Source organism: Pseudacidovorax sp. DMC4 (genome assembly GCF_056314265.1).
Map to the genome: position 1 here is coordinate 386,839 of NZ_JBQUYR010000001.1, position 14,815 is coordinate 401,653.

Here is a 14,815-nt window from a genome sequence, read left to right on the forward strand (position 1 = left end):
CCTGGCGTTCAGCAATCGCCGGGACGGGATCCGCGGTTCTTCTGCAGACTGGCCTGCGTGACCGAGGCGCCCGGCAGCACGTCGTCTGTCACCCACACATTGCCGCCGATGGTGGCGCCCTTGCCGATGGTCACGCGGCCCAGGATGGTGGCCCCGGCATAGATCACCACGTCGTCCTCCACCACCGGGTGGCGCGGCAGGCCCTTCTGCGGATGGCCGTTCTCGTCGGTCGGAAAGCGCTTGGCGCCGAGCGTGACCTGCTGGTACAGGCGCACATGCTGGCCGATCACCGCCGTCTCGCCGATCACGATGCCGGTGCCGTGGTCCATGAAGAAGCCGGCGCCGATGGTCGCGCCCGGATGGATGTCGATGCCCGTCTGCGCATGGGCGCGCTCGGCCACCATGCGCGCCAGCAGCGACAGCCCCAGCCGGTAGAGCGGATGCGCGATTCGGTGGTGGATCATGGCCGTCACGCCCGGATAGCACAGCAGCACCTCGTCCACGCTCTGCGCCGCGGGGTCGCCCTGGTAGGCGGCCATGACGTCGGTGTCGAGCAGCGCGCGGATGGCGGGCAGCTGCAGGGCGAATTCGCGGATCCGCTGCTCGGCGTCGGCCCGCAGTTCGGCCGGGGTCACGGCGTCGAGCCGACGCACGTGGCGCAGCTCCTGCACCGCCTGCTCCTGCAGCTGGCGCAGCGCCTGGTCGATGGTGTGGGCGACATAGAAGTCTTCGCCCTCCTCCCGCAGATGGGCCGGCCCCAGCCGCATGGGAAAGAGCGCGCCGATCAGGCTTTCGACCACCTCGTCGACGGCGGCACGCGAGGGCAGTTGCCGCTCGCCGCCGGCCACGCGCTGCTGCGCGCTGCGCCATTCGTTGCGCACCTGGCGCAGGGACGAGACGATTTCATCGATGGGGAAGGCGGACATAGGCGTGGGCGCGGCAGTGACACAGGGCCCCGCCCGGAAAGGCGGGGCGCCTATTCTGCGCGACTGGCCGTGGGCCCGCCTTGTCCCTCGCGCGGTGGGTGAATCCGCCCACCCTGCACCGCGGCGACGCAGTCCGTGGCAGGGCGCGCGGCGTGCCCTGCCCCGCAGCGCCTCACTTCTGCTTGTTGGTGTAGATCTGGTCGAAGGAGCCGCCGTCGGCAAAGTGCGCCTTGTCCGCCTTGGCCCAGCCGCCGAACGCCTCGTCGATGGTGAACAGCGCCAGCTTGGGGAACTGCGCGGCGTACTTGGCCTTGGCCTTGTCGCCCGTGGGGCGGTAGTAGTTGCGGCCGGCGATGTCCTGGCCTTCGTCCGAGTAGAGGTACTTGAGGTATTCCTCGGCCACGGCGCGGGTGCCCTTCTTGTCGACCACCTTGTCGACCACGGCCACCGAGGGCTCGGCCAGGATCGAGATGGACGGCACCACGATGTCGAACTTGTCCGGGCCGAACTCCTTCACGGCCAGGAAGGCCTCGTTCTCCCAGGCCAGCAGCACGTCGCCCACGCCGCGCTGCACGAAGGTGATCGTGGCGCCGCGCGCGCCCGTGTCGAGCACCGGCACGTTCTTGAAGAGATTGCCGATGTATTCCTTCGCCTTGGCGTCGCTGCCGTACTTGCGCTTGGCGTACTCCCAGGCCGCGAGGTAGTTCCAGCGGGCGCCGCCCGAGGTCTTGGGGTTGGGCGTGATCACCTGGACGCCGGGCTTGACCAGGTCGTCCCAGTCCTTGAGGCCCTTGGGATTGCCCTTCTTCACCAGGAAGACGATGGTGGAGTTGTAGGGCGCCGAGTTGTGCGGCAGGCGCTTCTGCCAGTCGGCCTTGACCAGGCCGCCGTGCTCGACCAGCGCGTCGATGTCGCCGCCCAGCGCCAGCGTGGCCACGTCGGCGTCGATGCCGTCGATGATCGAGCGGGCCTGCTTGCCCGATCCGCCGTGCGACTGCTTGATCACCACATCCTGGCCGGTCTTGCCCTTCCAGTACTTGGCGAAGGCCTTGTTGTAGTCCACGTACAGCTCGCGCGTGGGGTCGTACGAGACGTTGAGCAGCGTCACGGTCTGTGCCCAAGCGGGCAGGGACAAGGCTGCCGCGGCACCGGCCGCGAGGGAAAGCTTGATAAAGTCACGGCGGAAATTCATGTTCATGCCTTGTTGTGCATAAGGTCGATGAATTGAATTCTGGATATCGCATAAGGAAAGGGGAACGACGGAGTTCTCAGTTCTAAATAGCGAAATCAGCTAAGCCGGTCGTCACCCCCGCACCGCACCCTTCCCACCGTTCTCTCTACAAGAAAGCCCCCCATGGCACGCATGGTTCAATGCATCAAGCTCGGCAAGGAAGCCGAGGGCCTCGACTTCCCGCCCTACCCCGGCGAACTCGGCAAGCGCATCTGGGAGAACGTCAGCAAGGAGGCCTGGGCCGCCTGGCTCAAGCACCAGACCATGCTGGTCAACGAGAACCGGCTGAACCTGGCCGATGCGCGCGCCCGCCAGTACCTGGCGCGCCAGATGGAAAAGCATTTCTTCGGCGATGGCGCCGACGCGGCCCAGGGCTACGTGCCCCCGCCGGCGGCCTGACCACCGCGCCAGCCCGCCCCTTCCCGGCCGCGCCCAGGGTGCGCGGCACGGTCTTCGACATGAGCGACATCCTCACCTGGACCGATGAAGGCCAGCCCTTCAGCCCCCGCTTCCAGGACGTCTATCACACCATCACCGGCGCGCTCGCCCAGGCACGGCATGTGTTCCTGGGCGGCTGCAGCCTGCCCGGCGCCTGGGCGGATGCGCCGCAGTGGCGCGTGCTGGAGACGGGCTTCGGCCTGGGCCTGAACTTCCTGGCCACCTGGCATGCCTGGCGCGAGGATGCGCGGCGGCCGCAGATCCTGCACTTCGTCTCGGTGGAGGCCTATCCGGTGTCTGCGGCGGACATCCGCCGCGCCGCAGCCCTTCATCCCGAGTTGCAAGAGCTGGGCGCACAACTGGCCGACCAGTGGCATGGCCTGCTGCCGGGCTTCCACCGCCTGGCCTTCGACGGCGGCCGCGTGCTGCTGACGCTGTGCATCGGCGATGCCCGAGCCATGCTGCGGGCGCATCAGCCCTTCGAGGCCGACAGCCTCTTCCTCGACGGCTTCAGTCCCGCCGTGAATGCCGACATGTGGTCGCCCGAGGTGTTCAAGGCCCTGGCGCGCTTCTGCCGGCCCGGCACGGCCGTGGCCACCTGGACCGTGGCGCGGGCCGTGCGCGATGCGCTCGTGCCCCTGGGCTTCGTGGTCGAGAAGGCGCCGGGCCTGCCGCCCAAGCGCGACTGCCTGCGCGGACGCTATGCGCCGGCCTGGCCGGTGCGGCGTCGACCGCAGGCCGAGGACGCCGAGCGCGCGCCATCGCCCGGGCACTGCGCCGTGGTCGGCGCGGGCCTCGCTGGCGCAGCCGTGGCCCATGCGCTGGCCCTGCGCGGCTGGCGGGTGACCGTGCTGGATGCCGCGGGCCATCCCGCCGCTGGCGCCTCGGCCTTGCCCTTCGGCCTGATGGCGCCGCATGTCTCACCGGACGATGCGCTGCTCTCGCGCCTGACCCGCGCGGGCATCCGCGCGACCTGGGCGCAGTTGACCGCCCTCGGCCTGGTGGAAGGCATCGACTGGGCGCCCACGGGCGCGGTCGAGCGGCGCGAGGCGACCTCGCTGCGGCTGCCACCGTCCTGGGCGCAGACGGAGGGCTGGACCGAGACCACGCGCGCCACGGCCGCGATGCTCGCCGACGCGGGGCTGCCGGACGACACGCCCGCCCTGTTCCACGCCCGTGCCGGATGGGTGAAGCCGCACCGCCTGGTGGCCGCCTGGCTGGACCACGCCGCCATCGCCTTCCGCAGCGGCGCGCATGTGGAAGACATCGACGCCGTGCCGGGCGGCGGCTGGCGGCTCCGGGACGCCAGCGGCCAAGTGCTGGCGAACGCGGACCGCGTGGTCGTCGCCGCCGGCCCGGCCACGCGCCGGCTGGCGCCGAGCCTGCCGCTGCAGCCGGTGCGCGGCCAGATCGTCTGGGGCGAGATGCCGCCGGCCATGGCCGCACGGAGCCATCGCATCCCGGTCAATGGGGACGGGCACCTGATCGCAGGCGTCGGCGTGCCAGCCGGCGCCGGCCACCCGCTGCAGTGGATGACCGGCTCCACCTACGACCCCGGCGACACCGACACCGCCACCAGGCCGGCGGACCGCGCGCACAACCTCGCGCGTCTGGCCCGGCTGCATCCGGTGCTGGCCCCTTTCGCGCAGGATCCGCAGACCGTCCTGCACGACTGGGCCGGCGTGCGCTGCGCCTCGGCCGACCGCCGGCCGCTGGTCGGCCCGATCGACCCCGCCGAACCGTCCGGTCCCTGGGCCTGCACCGCGCTGGGCTCGCGCGGACTGAGCTTTGCCGCCCTGTGCGCCGAGCTGCTGGCCGCGCGCTGGCACGGCGAGCCCTTGCCCGTGCCAGCGGCCCAGGCCCGGGCGCTCGACACACGTCGCCTCTGGCGCTGAACGGCAGCTGCGGCGCGCCCCTTGCGCCGGCCTGTCCATCGCCCTTGTTTCATCGCGCCTGCCTACCATCGCCCCATGGCCACCCGCTACGACATCCTCCACACCACCACCTATCGCTACAACGAGGCGGTGAACTTCGGCCTGCACCGGGTGATGTTCCGCCCGCGCGACAGCCACGACCTGCGCGTGCTGGCCACCGACCTGCAGGTCAGCCCCGAGGCGCATGTGCGGTTGATCCAGGACCCGCATTCCAACTCGGTCGCGCTGGTCCAGCCCAAGGAGCCGGCGGCCGAGCTGACCATCGCCTGCGCCTTCACCATCGAGCATGTGCCGGCGCCCGAGGACGAGCTGCAGCTGGAGCCCAGTGCGGAGTTCCTGCCCTTCGCCTATTCGCTGCAGGAACGGCTGGACCTGGAGCACTACCTGCGCCCCCACCACGACGACCCGGACGGCACGCTGATCCGCTGGGCGCATCAGTTCCTGCACACCGATGCGCCCAACAGCACGCGCGAGACGCTCACGCGCATGAACGCCCACATCAGCCAGAGCCTGAGCTACCAGGCCCGCGAGGAGGAAGGCACCCAGACACCGCTGGAGACGCTGGCCATCGGTGGCGGCAGCTGTCGCGACTACGCCCTGCTCATGATGGAAGCCGCGCGGCGGCTGGGCATCGCCACCCGCTTCGTCTCAGGCTACCTCTACGACCCCATGCTCGACGACGGCAACGACGCGCAGGAGGACCAGGACGGCCCCGCCGAGCGCGTCGTCGGTGCCGGCAGCACGCATGCCTGGCTGCAGGCCTACCTGCCCGGCGCGGGCTGGGTGGCCTTCGACCCCACCAACAACATCATGGGCAGCGGCCGCCTGATCCGCGTGGGCGTGGCACGCGACCCGGCCCAGGCACCGCCCATCGCCGGCAGCTGGTTCGGCGAACCCGAGGCTTATGCGGGCATGGAGGTGGTCGTGAAGGTCACCAAGCGCCGCGACTGAGCGGCCTCGTTCCGAAATCGCGCCGGCCTGTAGGACCCGTCCCCGACATGACACCGGCGGGGGCAAATCCCGAGCCCCCCGGCGCGACGCCGCGCTAGGCTGGCGCGCCGCTCGAGGGCGGAACGAATCACAAGTCTTGGAGACATTTCCCATGGATGCATTTCAGCGCCAGCCCCTGCGGCTGATCACGGCTGCGGCCGTCCTTGCCCTAAGCGCCTGCGGCGGCGGGGGCGGCTCGAACGTCGCCTTTGCGCCCCTGCCGGCCCCGGCACCGAGCCCTGCGCCGTCGCCGGCCCCCACGCCGGCCCCGGCCCCCGTCCCCGAAGAAACCCGCCTGCAGGACGGCCGCAACAGCTTCGTGCCCGCCGAGCCCACGGCCACCACCTTCACGGCACTGGCCGCCGCCCCGGGCGACGCGGTCGATGTCAGCACCACCAGCCGCTGGGCGGGCGTGATGGGCGGCGCCGCCTACCGCGTCGAGGTGCCCGCCAACTGGAACGGCAAGCTGGTCATGTACGCCCATGGCTATGCCGGCACCGGCAACACGCTCGCGGTGAGCAACCCGTCCATCCGCCGCTACCTGATCCAGAACGGCTATGCGTGGGCAGCCTCCAGCTACACCAAGAACTACTACGACGTGCGCGCCGGCGTGGAAGACACCAACGCCCTGGCCCTGGCCTTCACCGACATCGCCAAGGCACGCGGCCGCGCACTGGCCACGCCTTCGCGGGTCTACATCACCGGCCATTCGATGGGCGGCCACATCACGGCGTCGGCCATCGAGGCCGAGACGCAGGCCACCGCCGTGCACAAGGTGAGCTACGCCGGCGCGGTGCCCATGTGCGGCGTGCTGGGCGACACCGAACTCTTCGACTACTTCTCGGCCGCCCAGCTCACGGCCCAGGCTCTGGCCGGCGTGCCCAAGTACCCCCTGACGAACTGGAGCGACATCCAGAACCTGGTGCTCGGCCAGCTGTTCTCCACCGTCACGGCGACCACGCTCACGCCCACCTCACCGCTGGGCCTGCAGTACGCCTCGGTCATCAAGAACCTGACGGGCGGCGAGCGGCCACTGTTCAGCATCGGTTTGACGCAGGGCGGCTCCTTCCAGGCGCCGCTGGGCCTGTTCGGCAGCGATGGCACGGTCGCGGGCATCCTGAACAAGAACGTGACGGACACCAACCGCTTCACCTACACCATCGACGGCGATGCGACCGCCTCGGCGGCACTGAATGCGTCGGTGCAGAAGCTCACCGCCGACACCGACGCCAACCGCCTGCGCCGCGACGGCCTGCGCTGGATCCCGCGCAACAACGGCGACATCAAGATCCCGGTGGTCACGCTGCACACGCTGGGCGACCTGTTCGTGCCCTTCAGCATGGAGCAGATCTACCGCCAGCGCGTGGTGGCCAAGGGCAACGGCAACTGGCTGGTGCAGCGGGCGATCCGCGGCATCACGCACTGCGACTTCACGGTCGCCGAGCAGGAGGCCGCCTTCGACGCCATGATCAAGTGGGAGCGCGACGGCGTGAAGCCCTCCGGCGACGACGTGCTGACCGCGGGCACCGTGGCCAACACCAACTATGGCTGCGTGTTCACCAACAACACCCTGGGCCAGGACGACAGCCAGCAGGTGGCCGCCATCCGGACCGTCCTGGCCGGCGCCGCCCCCTGCCCCCAGTGAAGTGAGGGCCGACGGTAGCCGGCGCGGGCAGCCGCGTCGATGGCTGCGATGACATGACAGCAGAACGCCGGCCCTCGGGCCGGCGTTGCGCATCTGGGGCTTCGCTCGGGGCCCCGCTCAGGTGTGCCGCGACTCAGGCGGGCTGCACGCCGGCCGGCCGCGGCCGTTGAACGGACTGGCGGCCGCCGACATAGCGGTCCACCGCCAGGCCGTCGGTGCTGATCTCCGGCCGCTGGCCGGTCACCAGGTCCGCGGTCAGCTTGCCCGAGCCACAGGCCATGGTCCAGCCCAGGGTGCCGTGGCCAGTGTTGAGGAACAGGTTGCCCCAGCGCGTGCCGCCGATGATGGGCGTGCTGTCGGGCGTCATGGGGCGCAGCCCGGTCCAGAAGCTCGCGGCCCGCAGGTCGCCGCCCGGGAACAGCTCGCCCACCACCTTCTCCAGGGTGGCGCGGCGCGCCGGCTTCAGGCTCAGGTCGAAGCCCGACAGCTCGGCCATGCCACCGACGCGGATGCGGTCGGCGAAACGGGTGACGGCGATCTTGTAGGTCTCGTCCAGCACGGTGGACTGGGGCGCCAGCGATTCGTCCAGCAGCGGCACGGTCAGCGAATAGCCCTTGACGGGGTACACCGGCAGGTCCAGGCCCAGCGGCTCCATGAGGGCGCGCGAGTAGCTGCCGAAGGCCAGCACATAGCGGTCGGCTTCGAGCCATCGGCCGTCGACCTGCACGCCACTGATGCGGCCACCATCGGTGCCCAGCGCCTGAACCTGGCTGCCGTAGCGGAATTCCACGCCCAGGCCCCTGGCCAGTTCGGCCAGCCGGGTGGTGAAGAGATGGCAGTCGCCGGTCTCGTCGTTGGGCAGGCGCAGGCCGCCGACCAGGGCGCCGCCGGTGCGGGCCAGTGCCGGCTCCACGCGCGCCAGGCCTTCGCGGTCCAGCAGTTCATAGGGCACGCCGCATTCCTGCAGCACGGCGATGTCGCGCTGCACGGCGTCGAGCTGCTGCTGCTTGCGGAAGAGCTGCAGCGTGCCGCCGGTGCGCTGCTCGTAGTCGATGCCGGTGTCGGCGCGCAGGCTGCGCAGGCAGTCGCGGCTGTACTCGGCCACGCGCATCATCCGTTCCTTGTTCACGGCATAGCGCTCGGCGGAGCAGTTGCGCAGCATCTGGGCCATCCAGCGCAGCTGGAACAGGCTGCCGTCGGCGCGGATGGCCAGCGGCGCATGCTTCTGGAACATCCACTTGAGCGCCTTGAACGGAATCCCGGGCGCGGCCCAGGGCGTGGAATAGCCCGGTGACACCTGCCCGGCATTGCCGAAGCTGGTCTCCAGTGCGGCGCCGGGCTGGCGCTCCAGCACCGTCACCTGGGCGCCCGCACGGGCCAGGTAGTAGGCCGTGGTCGTGCCGATCACACCGCCGCCGAGAACAATGACTTTCATGGCCAATCCCGCTGAGAAAGAAGACTCCAGGAGTCGATTGCAGGACTTTATTCAGGCCACGCCCGAAGATTTGATGGTTCTTCTGGTGATCTGCAGCAAAATCCGCTGACCAACCCTGTGCATCCGCCCGCCGACCCGCCGACCCGACGACATGCCCGACTTCGCCACCCTGGACCGCATCGACCGCAAGATCCTGGACATCCTCCAGCGCGAGGGCCGCATCGCGATCACCGACCTCGCCCAGCGGGTGGGCCTGTCCACCTCACCCTGTTCCGAGCGGGTCAAGCGACTGGAGCGCACCGGCGTGATCAGCGGCTATCACGCCCGCGTGGCGCCGGAGGCGCTGGGCAAGATGCTGCTGGTGTTCGTGGAGATCAAGCTCTCGTCCAAGTCGGCCGATGTCTTCGACAAGGTGCGCAACGAGCTGCTGCACATGCCGGAGGTGCTGGAATGCCACTTGGTCTCGGGCGGCTTCGACTACCTGGTCAAGGCCCGGCTGCGCGGCATGGGCGAATACCGGCACCTGCTGGGCGACATCCTCAAGAAGCTGCCCGTGCCGGCCGAGTCGCACAGCTATGTGGTGATGGAGGAGGTCAAGGAGACGCTGGTCCTGCCGGTGGACCGTTGAGCGCTGCAGCGCCGCCCGCGGCGGCTCACTGCGAGGCTTCTGCCTTCATCGCCAGCTGCACCCGGCCGCCGGCCGTGTGGAAGCTGATGGTCGGCGCGGTGAAGTCCGACAGCGGCGCACCCAGGCTGATCTCGCCGCTGCCATGCAGCATGCACTCGTCCCGGCGTAGCGCGACCTCGCTGCTGCTGCCGTCGGCATCGCGGAAGCGCACCCAGGTGCCGTAGCTGCTCACGTCGGTCAGGATGCAGCTGCCGTTGCGGGCCTCGATGCGCGCATGCAGGCGCGAGACCCGCGGATCGTTGACCACGAAATCGGCCTCGTTCACCCGGCCCAGGTGGATGGGCAGGTCGCGCGCGCCGAAGGCGGCATGCACGTCCAGCCACGACAGCTCGATCTGCCCGAAGGCCGTGTCGATGCCGGGGCGCGCCAGCGTCGACAGCGCCGCCGGCAGCGTGAGCAGGTCCACCACCTCGTCCTGCCAGTCGATGCGGTGGACGGTCGGCGTCTCCTGCCGGCCGCGGATGCTGATCGGGCCCAGGCTGCGATGCCGCACCTCGGGGCCGATGCGCTGGTCCACCACCGATTCGGTCGCCCAGATCTGGCCCGGGCCCGCGAGGTCGCTCAGCCGCGAGGCCACGTTGACGGCGTCGCCATAGAAGTCGCCATCGACCTCGACCACCTCGCCGCTGGCGATACCGATCTGCAGGTCCATGCGCAAGGCCTCGGGCCACTTGAGCAGGCGCTTGTGGTGGCTGCGCTGAACCTCGAGCATGGCGGAGATCGCCGGTGCACCGGCCGGGAAGAGCGCGAAGATGCCGTCGCCCAGCTTCTTGATCACCCGGCCGCCATGGGCTTCGCACACATCTCCGACCCATTGCACCAGCCGCGTGACGGTGTCGGTGGCCCGGGCGTTGCCCATCGCCTCGAAAACCCGCGTGCTGCCGGTCAGGTCCGCGAAAACGACCGTGGTTGCCATCGTCAAAGTTCAACGAATTGTTTCCAGCAATTATCTCCAGACGTACGAAATCGCGCGAGTGCGGGGCCTGAATTGACTTAAGTCAACTGCTTTGGATGTTGCTTTGTCCACAATGCCACCTTGATCCCCCGCTTTGGGGGCGCGAAGTTTCCCCTGGATCCGCGTGGAATGCCCGCGCCGGCGCCAGCGGCCCATGGAAAGGCAAATTTGTGGAAACTTTTATCTACGTTGCGGTGGGCCGCGCGGCTGCGTAAGGTGTTCGTCAGGCGACCTCGCATCACTCCATGAAGTCCTTGAACGCGATCTCCCGCTGGCTCCGGGCTCCGGCCCAGATGGCCGCGCAGACAGGCACCGAGCGCACGCTCCAGCAGGTGCGCGCCGCCATGCTTGCCGCCCTCGAACGGCATGGCCTCCTGGCGCAGTGGCGCCGCCTGGCGGACCGGGTGACCTACGCCACCGAGCTCGAAGCGCTGTGGTACCTGCGGCAGGATCTCCTGGCGGCGCTGATGCCCGCCTGCGGCGAAGTGCGCGCACGGCAGGAGATGCAGCCGATCAACGCCCTCTTCGGCCGCTCCGAGGCCTTCCGGCCCCGCTTGCGCGCCGGGCTGCGGATGCCCTGAGCGGCCTCGGCCGGGGATCGACGGCCGGCCGCGTGCCGGCGCCGCCCTTCAATGCGCGTGACCGTGATGGTCGTGCGTTGCGGCATGGCGGCTGCCACCCACGCCGTGCCCCCAGACGACAAAGGCTTCCTTGCCCTCCACCGCGAGATCGACGGTGGCCCCCACCGGCAGCAGCACCTTGGTCGGTACATGGCCGAAGGGCAGGCCCGTGAGCACCGGCGCCTTGAGCTGGCTGCGCAGCCGCTCCACCACCGTCTGCAGCTTGAAGCCCCGGTCGTGCGGCGCGGCGCGGTAGCCGGTGAACTGGCCCAGCACCACGGCCTTCTGACGGGCCAGCACACCGGCCAGGCGCAGCTGCTCCAGCATGCGCTCGATGCGGTAGGGATGCTCGCCCACGTCCTCCAGAAAGAGCACGCCCTTGTCCACCTGCGGGAAGTACGGCGTGCCCAGCAGGCTGCACAGCACGGCCAGGTTGCCGCCCCACAGCGTCGCGCCGCGAATGGGCCTGAAGCCCGGCACCTCGTCACGTGCCGGCAGGCGCCAGCCGGTGCCTTCGCCGTAACCCTCGACCAGGTCGTCGAAGCAGGCGGCGGTGATCTCATCGATGCCTTCCTCGGCACCGAAGTCGCTGCACAGGGTCGGACCGGACCAGGTGGCGGCGCCCGTGCGCGCCAGCACCGCGAGCTGGAAGGCCGTGAAGTCGCTCATGCCGACGAAGGCCGTGCCGCGCTCGATGGCCTTGGCCACGGCCTTGTAGGGAAGGCCGTCGAGGATACGGGTGAGGCCATAGCCGCCGCGCGAGGCCAATGCCACGTCCGCGCCGCTGGCCGCGGCCCGTGCGATGGCGGCGATGCGGGTGGCGTCGTCGCCGGCGAATCGCTGCTGCGCGGACAGCGCGGCCTCGTCGATCTCCACCTCATGGCCCTGGGCCCGCAGCCAGGCCACACCGCGGCGGAAGGCCGGCTTCTCGCGCACGGCGCTGGAGGGGGAGTAGATGTAGATGTGCTTCTTGTTCACTCGCGGGAGTATCCCATCGGCCCTCGGCGGGCCCGCCACTGGTCGGCCAGCGCGCGGGCCGCGTCCGGGCGCAGGTCCTGAACGGGGCGGCGGCGGGCACCCCATGCGCGCAGGGCCGCCTCATGGCCCTTGTCGGGGAAAGGCGCCGCCCAGGCGCGCGCCGCGTCCTCGGCCGCAGCAGCGTCCACGGCCAGGGCCGATGGCGAGATGACGAGCGGCGGGCCGGCGATGGCACCCTGCCCGGCCAGAAGGCCGGCCAGGTCCGCCATGTCGGGATGCAGGATCAGTCCGACCTCGCCGACACCCAGCGCCGCCAACCACTGCCGCAGCACTTCCGCATGCCATTCGCGCGTGTGCAAGGCTTCCTTCTTGGGCTTGTCGCTGCGACCGAAACCGATCAGGTCAGGGATCAGCACGCGATGGCCCGGCAGCAGGTCCGGCAGGTGCCGGAACAGGTGGCCCCATTGGCCCGCACCGTGCAGGCACAGCACCACGGGGCGGCGTTGCGTGCAATCGCCCGCAACGCCGCCCCGGTCGACATAGGCCAGCCGCAGGCCGCCCAGCGCCGGCAGTTCGCTGACGAAGGCATGCGGCTCGTCGAAACCGGCGAAGCGCGCCTCGGGCGTGCGCAGCGCGTCGTCGCGCACCGGCTGCGCCTGCGCCCGGGCCTGGGCACGCCGCCCGCGGAAGAAGTCTTGCAGCAGCGCCCCGCATTCCTCGTCCATCACGCCGCCCTGCACCGCGGTGTGGTGGTTGAGCTGGCCGATGCCGAAGAGGTCGAGCACCGATCCTGCCGCGCCGGTGCGCGCATCGGCCGCACCGAAGACCACACGGTCCAGCCGCGCATGCAGCATGGCGCCGGCGCACATGGCGCAGGGCTCGAGCGTCACGTAGAGGGTGCAGCCGTCGAGCCGGTAGTTGCCCAGCGCCTGCCCGGCCGCCCGCAGTGCCGCCATCTCGGCATGGGCGCTGGGGTCGTGCGTGGCGACCGGTGCATTGCGCCCGGTGGCCACCATGCGGCCGTCGCGCACCAGCACGGCACCCACCGGCACCTCGCCTGCGGCGGCGGCGGCGCGGGCCTCGTCCAGCGCCAGTGCCATCCAGCGATGGTCCTCATCCTGCGGTGCACCGTCCGCGGGCAGCCCGGCTGAGGTCTGGGACAGCGGCTCGACCATCGGCATCAGCGTCCGACGCCGGCCCGGTCCATCCAGGCCTCCAGCCCCGCGGCCTCGCCGCCCTGCGCGGCATGCAGGCGCCGCATCGCCGCATGGGCTTCGGGCCGATGCTGGTTGAGCTTGAGCTTGCATTGCCAGCCGACGACCTTCAGCTCGAAGGCGACGATGCCGGCCAGCATGCGGCGCTGGTAGTCCTCGCCCAGATCGCGCCATTGCTGTGCATAGGGCGGCTCGTGCTGGCCGATGAGTTGCTTGAGCAGGGCGTCCTTCGTGTCGGCCTCCGGCAGCAGGGTGGCGCGCACGCGGCAATGGACGGCGACGTAGTTCCAGGTCGGCACCCGCTGGCGGTCCGGGTAGACCGTCGGCGAGACGTAGCCGTGCGGCCCCAGGAAGACCACCAGCGCCTCGGGCCGCGCCTGCAGCTGCTTCCACTGCGGATTGGCGCGCGCCACGTGGCCCAGCAGCGTCCACTCGCCCGTGTCGTTCGAGGTCAGCACCAGCGGCAGGTGGGTGACGAAGGGAAAGCCGTCGTCGTCGTTGGTCACGAGGCTGGCGAAGGGATGCTCGCGCATCAGCTGCTCGGCGAGCGCGGGATCCTCGGCGTCAAAATGGGCGGGCAGGTACATGGCGGACCTTGAAAGGCGAAGCGGGCGATTGTCCCGCCTGCCATGCCCGAGCCCCGCACCCGCCCTCTCTCTTCGCATGCAGGACTCACTTTTCGGCGACGACCTTCCCCTTCCCGCGCCCCCGCGCCCGGCACCGGCCGACGTGGGGTCAACCGCCGCGCCGCCAGCCGCGGACGAGGCGGCCCCGCCCAAGCGCCGTGCCAAGGCCGGCATGCCCAAGGTGGAGCCGGCCGATGTCGACGAGCGCCTGCGCGATCAGGCCGTGCGCCTGCCGCCGTTGCTGCGCCTGGGCAGCTCTTCCTGGCATTTCCCGGGCTGGGCAGGCCTGGTGTGGAACGGCGACTACGAAGGCTCGGTGCTGTCGCGCCACGGCCTTGCGGCCTATGCGCAGCATCCGCTGCTGCGCACCGTGAGCCTGGATCGCAACTTCTACCGCGCGCTCACCGCCTCGCAGTTCGCCGCCTATGCGGCGCAGGTGCCGGAGGACTTCCGCTTCGTGGTCAAGGCGCCGTCGGCTGTCAGCGATGCCCTGGTGCGCGCCGAGGATGGCCGGGGCCAACGCCCCAACCCGGCCTTCCTCAACCCCCAACTGGCGGTGCAGGACTTCGTGGAGCCGGCCCTGCAGGGCCTCGGCACCAAGCTGGGTGCGCTGGTCTTCCAGCTCAGCCCCCTGCCGGGCACGATGCTGGCGCACATGCCCGAGGTGCTCGCGCGGCTCGACGCCATGCTGGCCGCCCTGCCCCCGCTTCAGCCCGCCGCGCCGGACGCGGTGGTGGCCGTGGAAGTGCGCAACCCCGAGTTCCTGACGCCCGACTTCGCACGCGTGCTCAAGGCCCGCGGCGCCACCTACTGCCTGGGCCTGCATCCGAAGCTGCCGCCCATCGAGGACCAGTTGCCACTCCTGCGCGCCCTGTGGCCCGGCCCGCTGGTCTGCCGGTGGAACCTCAACCGCCTGCACGGCGCCTACGGCTACGAGGAGGCCAAGGGCCTGTACGAGCCCTTCAACCGCCTGGTCGATCCCGATCCGCATACCCGCGGCCTGCTGGCCCGCGTGATCGCGGGCACCACCGGCGCCGGCCATACGGCCTACGTGACCATCAACAACAAGGCCGAGGGCAGCGCCCCGCTGTCGGTGCAGGCGCTGGTGGACGCGGTGCTGGGCGAGACGTCCTGA

Annotated in this window: 14 protein-coding genes; 7 read left to right on the forward strand and 7 right to left on the reverse strand. The window is 70.4% G+C overall.

Going from position 1 to position 14,815, the window contains the following annotated elements:
- Positions 1 to 8: 8 nt before the first annotated feature.
- On the reverse strand, positions 9 to 926 hold the full coding sequence (gene epsC / locus ACT54X_RS01675) for a serine O-acetyltransferase EpsC (protein WP_017758690.1): 918 nt from the start codon (positions 924 to 926) through the stop codon (positions 9 to 11).
- A 172-nt stretch (positions 927 to 1,098) separates the two neighbouring features.
- Entirely contained in the window at positions 1,099 to 2,118 is a 1,020-nt protein-coding gene (locus ACT54X_RS01680) for a sulfate ABC transporter substrate-binding protein (protein ID WP_234192760.1), read from the reverse strand.
- 162 nt (positions 2,119 to 2,280) lie between these two features.
- On the opposite strand from ACT54X_RS01680, the gene ACT54X_RS01685 reads away from it, so the two are divergent.
- The 4 genes from ACT54X_RS01685 (at position 2,281) to ACT54X_RS01700 (ending at position 7,164) form a co-directional block, all read left to right on the forward strand.
- The gene (locus ACT54X_RS01685; protein ID WP_058643489.1) at positions 2,281 to 2,556 is read left to right on the forward strand and encodes an oxidative damage protection protein; all 276 of its coding nucleotides are present in this window, start codon (positions 2,281 to 2,283) and stop codon (positions 2,554 to 2,556) included.
- A gap of 59 nt (positions 2,557 to 2,615) precedes the next feature.
- Positions 2,616 to 4,490 carry a bifunctional tRNA (5-methylaminomethyl-2-thiouridine)(34)-methyltransferase MnmC2/FAD-dependent 5-carboxymethylaminomethyl-2-thiouridine(34) oxidoreductase MnmC1 gene (mnmC, locus tag ACT54X_RS01690; protein ID WP_476344653.1) on the forward strand — a complete coding sequence of 625 codons (1,875 nt, stop codon included), beginning with the start codon at positions 2,616 to 2,618 and terminating at the stop codon, positions 4,488 to 4,490.
- Between the two features lie 75 nt (positions 4,491 to 4,565).
- Positions 4,566 to 5,480, forward strand: coding sequence for a transglutaminase family protein (locus ACT54X_RS01695; RefSeq protein ID WP_294373996.1), 915 nt, complete (start codon positions 4,566 to 4,568; stop codon positions 5,478 to 5,480).
- Positions 5,481 to 5,631: 151 nt separating this feature from the next.
- Entirely contained in the window at positions 5,632 to 7,164 is a 1,533-nt protein-coding gene (locus tag ACT54X_RS01700) for an alpha/beta hydrolase (protein ID WP_476344655.1), read from the forward strand.
- A gap of 133 nt (positions 7,165 to 7,297) precedes the next feature.
- Here the strand turns inward: ACT54X_RS01700 and ACT54X_RS01705 are convergent, their stop codons facing one another.
- The gene (locus tag ACT54X_RS01705) at positions 7,298 to 8,599 is read right to left on the reverse strand and encodes a D-amino acid dehydrogenase (RefSeq protein WP_476344657.1); all 1,302 of its coding nucleotides are present in this window, start codon (positions 8,597 to 8,599) and stop codon (positions 7,298 to 7,300) included.
- A gap of 151 nt (positions 8,600 to 8,750) precedes the next feature.
- On the opposite strand from ACT54X_RS01705, the gene ACT54X_RS01710 reads away from it, so the two are divergent.
- Positions 8,751 to 9,227 (forward strand): winged helix-turn-helix transcriptional regulator, encoded by a 477-nt coding sequence (locus ACT54X_RS01710; RefSeq protein ID WP_114804309.1) that lies wholly within the window; start codon positions 8,751 to 8,753, stop codon positions 9,225 to 9,227.
- Positions 9,228 to 9,252: 25 nt separating this feature from the next.
- On the opposite strand, the gene ACT54X_RS01715 is transcribed toward ACT54X_RS01710, so the two are convergent.
- Positions 9,253 to 10,203, reverse strand: coding sequence for an adenylate/guanylate cyclase domain-containing protein (locus ACT54X_RS01715; protein WP_370645870.1), 951 nt, complete (start codon positions 10,201 to 10,203; stop codon positions 9,253 to 9,255).
- A 284-nt stretch (positions 10,204 to 10,487) separates the two neighbouring features.
- Between ACT54X_RS01715 and ACT54X_RS01720 the strand changes: the two genes are divergently transcribed.
- Positions 10,488 to 10,823, forward strand: coding sequence for a hypothetical protein (locus ACT54X_RS01720; RefSeq protein ID WP_294374015.1), 336 nt, complete (start codon positions 10,488 to 10,490; stop codon positions 10,821 to 10,823).
- A gap of 48 nt (positions 10,824 to 10,871) precedes the next feature.
- Here the strand turns inward: ACT54X_RS01720 and ACT54X_RS01725 are convergent, their stop codons facing one another.
- Genes ACT54X_RS01725 through ACT54X_RS01735 form a run of 3 tightly spaced genes read right to left on the reverse strand, consistent with a single transcriptional unit; the run spans position 10,872 to position 13,641 of the window.
- On the reverse strand, positions 10,872 to 11,945 hold the full coding sequence (locus tag ACT54X_RS01725; RefSeq protein ID WP_476344660.1) for an LD-carboxypeptidase: 1,074 nt from the start codon (positions 11,943 to 11,945) through the stop codon (positions 10,872 to 10,874).
- Complete coding sequence (gene tadA / locus ACT54X_RS01730) at positions 11,837 to 13,015, reverse strand: tRNA adenosine(34) deaminase TadA (protein ID WP_476345094.1); 1,179 nt, start codon at positions 13,013 to 13,015, stop codon at positions 11,837 to 11,839. The genes ACT54X_RS01725 and tadA overlap by 109 nt, the downstream gene beginning before the upstream one ends.
- A 5-nt stretch (positions 13,016 to 13,020) precedes the next feature.
- Positions 13,021 to 13,641 carry an FMN-binding negative transcriptional regulator gene (locus ACT54X_RS01735; RefSeq protein WP_294374021.1) on the reverse strand — a complete coding sequence of 207 codons (621 nt, stop codon included), beginning with the start codon at positions 13,639 to 13,641 and terminating at the stop codon, positions 13,021 to 13,023.
- Between the two features lie 76 nt (positions 13,642 to 13,717).
- Between ACT54X_RS01735 and ACT54X_RS01740 the strand changes: the two genes are divergently transcribed.
- Positions 13,718 to 14,815 carry a DUF72 domain-containing protein gene (locus tag ACT54X_RS01740; protein ID WP_294374024.1) on the forward strand — a complete coding sequence of 366 codons (1,098 nt, stop codon included), beginning with the start codon at positions 13,718 to 13,720 and terminating at the stop codon, positions 14,813 to 14,815.

Coding starts and splice junctions, on each gene's coding strand:
- epsC (WP_017758690.1), bottom strand. CDS start 926: ATGTCCGCCTTCCCCATCGATGAAATCGTCTCGTCCCTGCGCCAGGTG.
- ACT54X_RS01680 (WP_234192760.1), bottom strand. CDS start 2,118: ATGAATTTCCGCCGTGACTTTATCAAGCTTTCCCTCGCGGCCGGTGCC.
- ACT54X_RS01685 (WP_058643489.1), top strand. CDS start 2,281: ATGGCACGCATGGTTCAATGCATCAAGCTCGGCAAGGAAGCCGAGGGC.
- mnmC (WP_476344653.1), top strand. CDS start 2,616: ATGAGCGACATCCTCACCTGGACCGATGAAGGCCAGCCCTTCAGCCCC.
- ACT54X_RS01695 (WP_294373996.1), top strand. CDS start 4,566: ATGGCCACCCGCTACGACATCCTCCACACCACCACCTATCGCTACAAC.
- ACT54X_RS01700 (WP_476344655.1), top strand. CDS start 5,632: ATGGATGCATTTCAGCGCCAGCCCCTGCGGCTGATCACGGCTGCGGCC.
- ACT54X_RS01705 (WP_476344657.1), bottom strand. CDS start 8,599: ATGAAAGTCATTGTTCTCGGCGGCGGTGTGATCGGCACGACCACGGCC.
- ACT54X_RS01710 (WP_114804309.1), top strand. CDS start 8,751: ATGCCCGACTTCGCCACCCTGGACCGCATCGACCGCAAGATCCTGGAC.
- ACT54X_RS01715 (WP_370645870.1), bottom strand. CDS start 10,203: ATGGCAACCACGGTCGTTTTCGCGGACCTGACCGGCAGCACGCGGGTT.
- ACT54X_RS01720 (WP_294374015.1), top strand. CDS start 10,488: ATGAAGTCCTTGAACGCGATCTCCCGCTGGCTCCGGGCTCCGGCCCAG.
- ACT54X_RS01725 (WP_476344660.1), bottom strand. CDS start 11,945: ATGGGGTGCCCGCCGCCGCCCCGTTCAGGACCTGCGCCCGGACGCGGC.
- tadA (WP_476345094.1), bottom strand. CDS start 13,015: ATGGTCGAGCCGCTGTCCCAGACCTCAGCCGGGCTGCCCGCGGACGGT.
- ACT54X_RS01735 (WP_294374021.1), bottom strand. CDS start 13,641: ATGTACCTGCCCGCCCATTTTGACGCCGAGGATCCCGCGCTCGCCGAG.
- ACT54X_RS01740 (WP_294374024.1), top strand. CDS start 13,718: ATGCAGGACTCACTTTTCGGCGACGACCTTCCCCTTCCCGCGCCCCCG.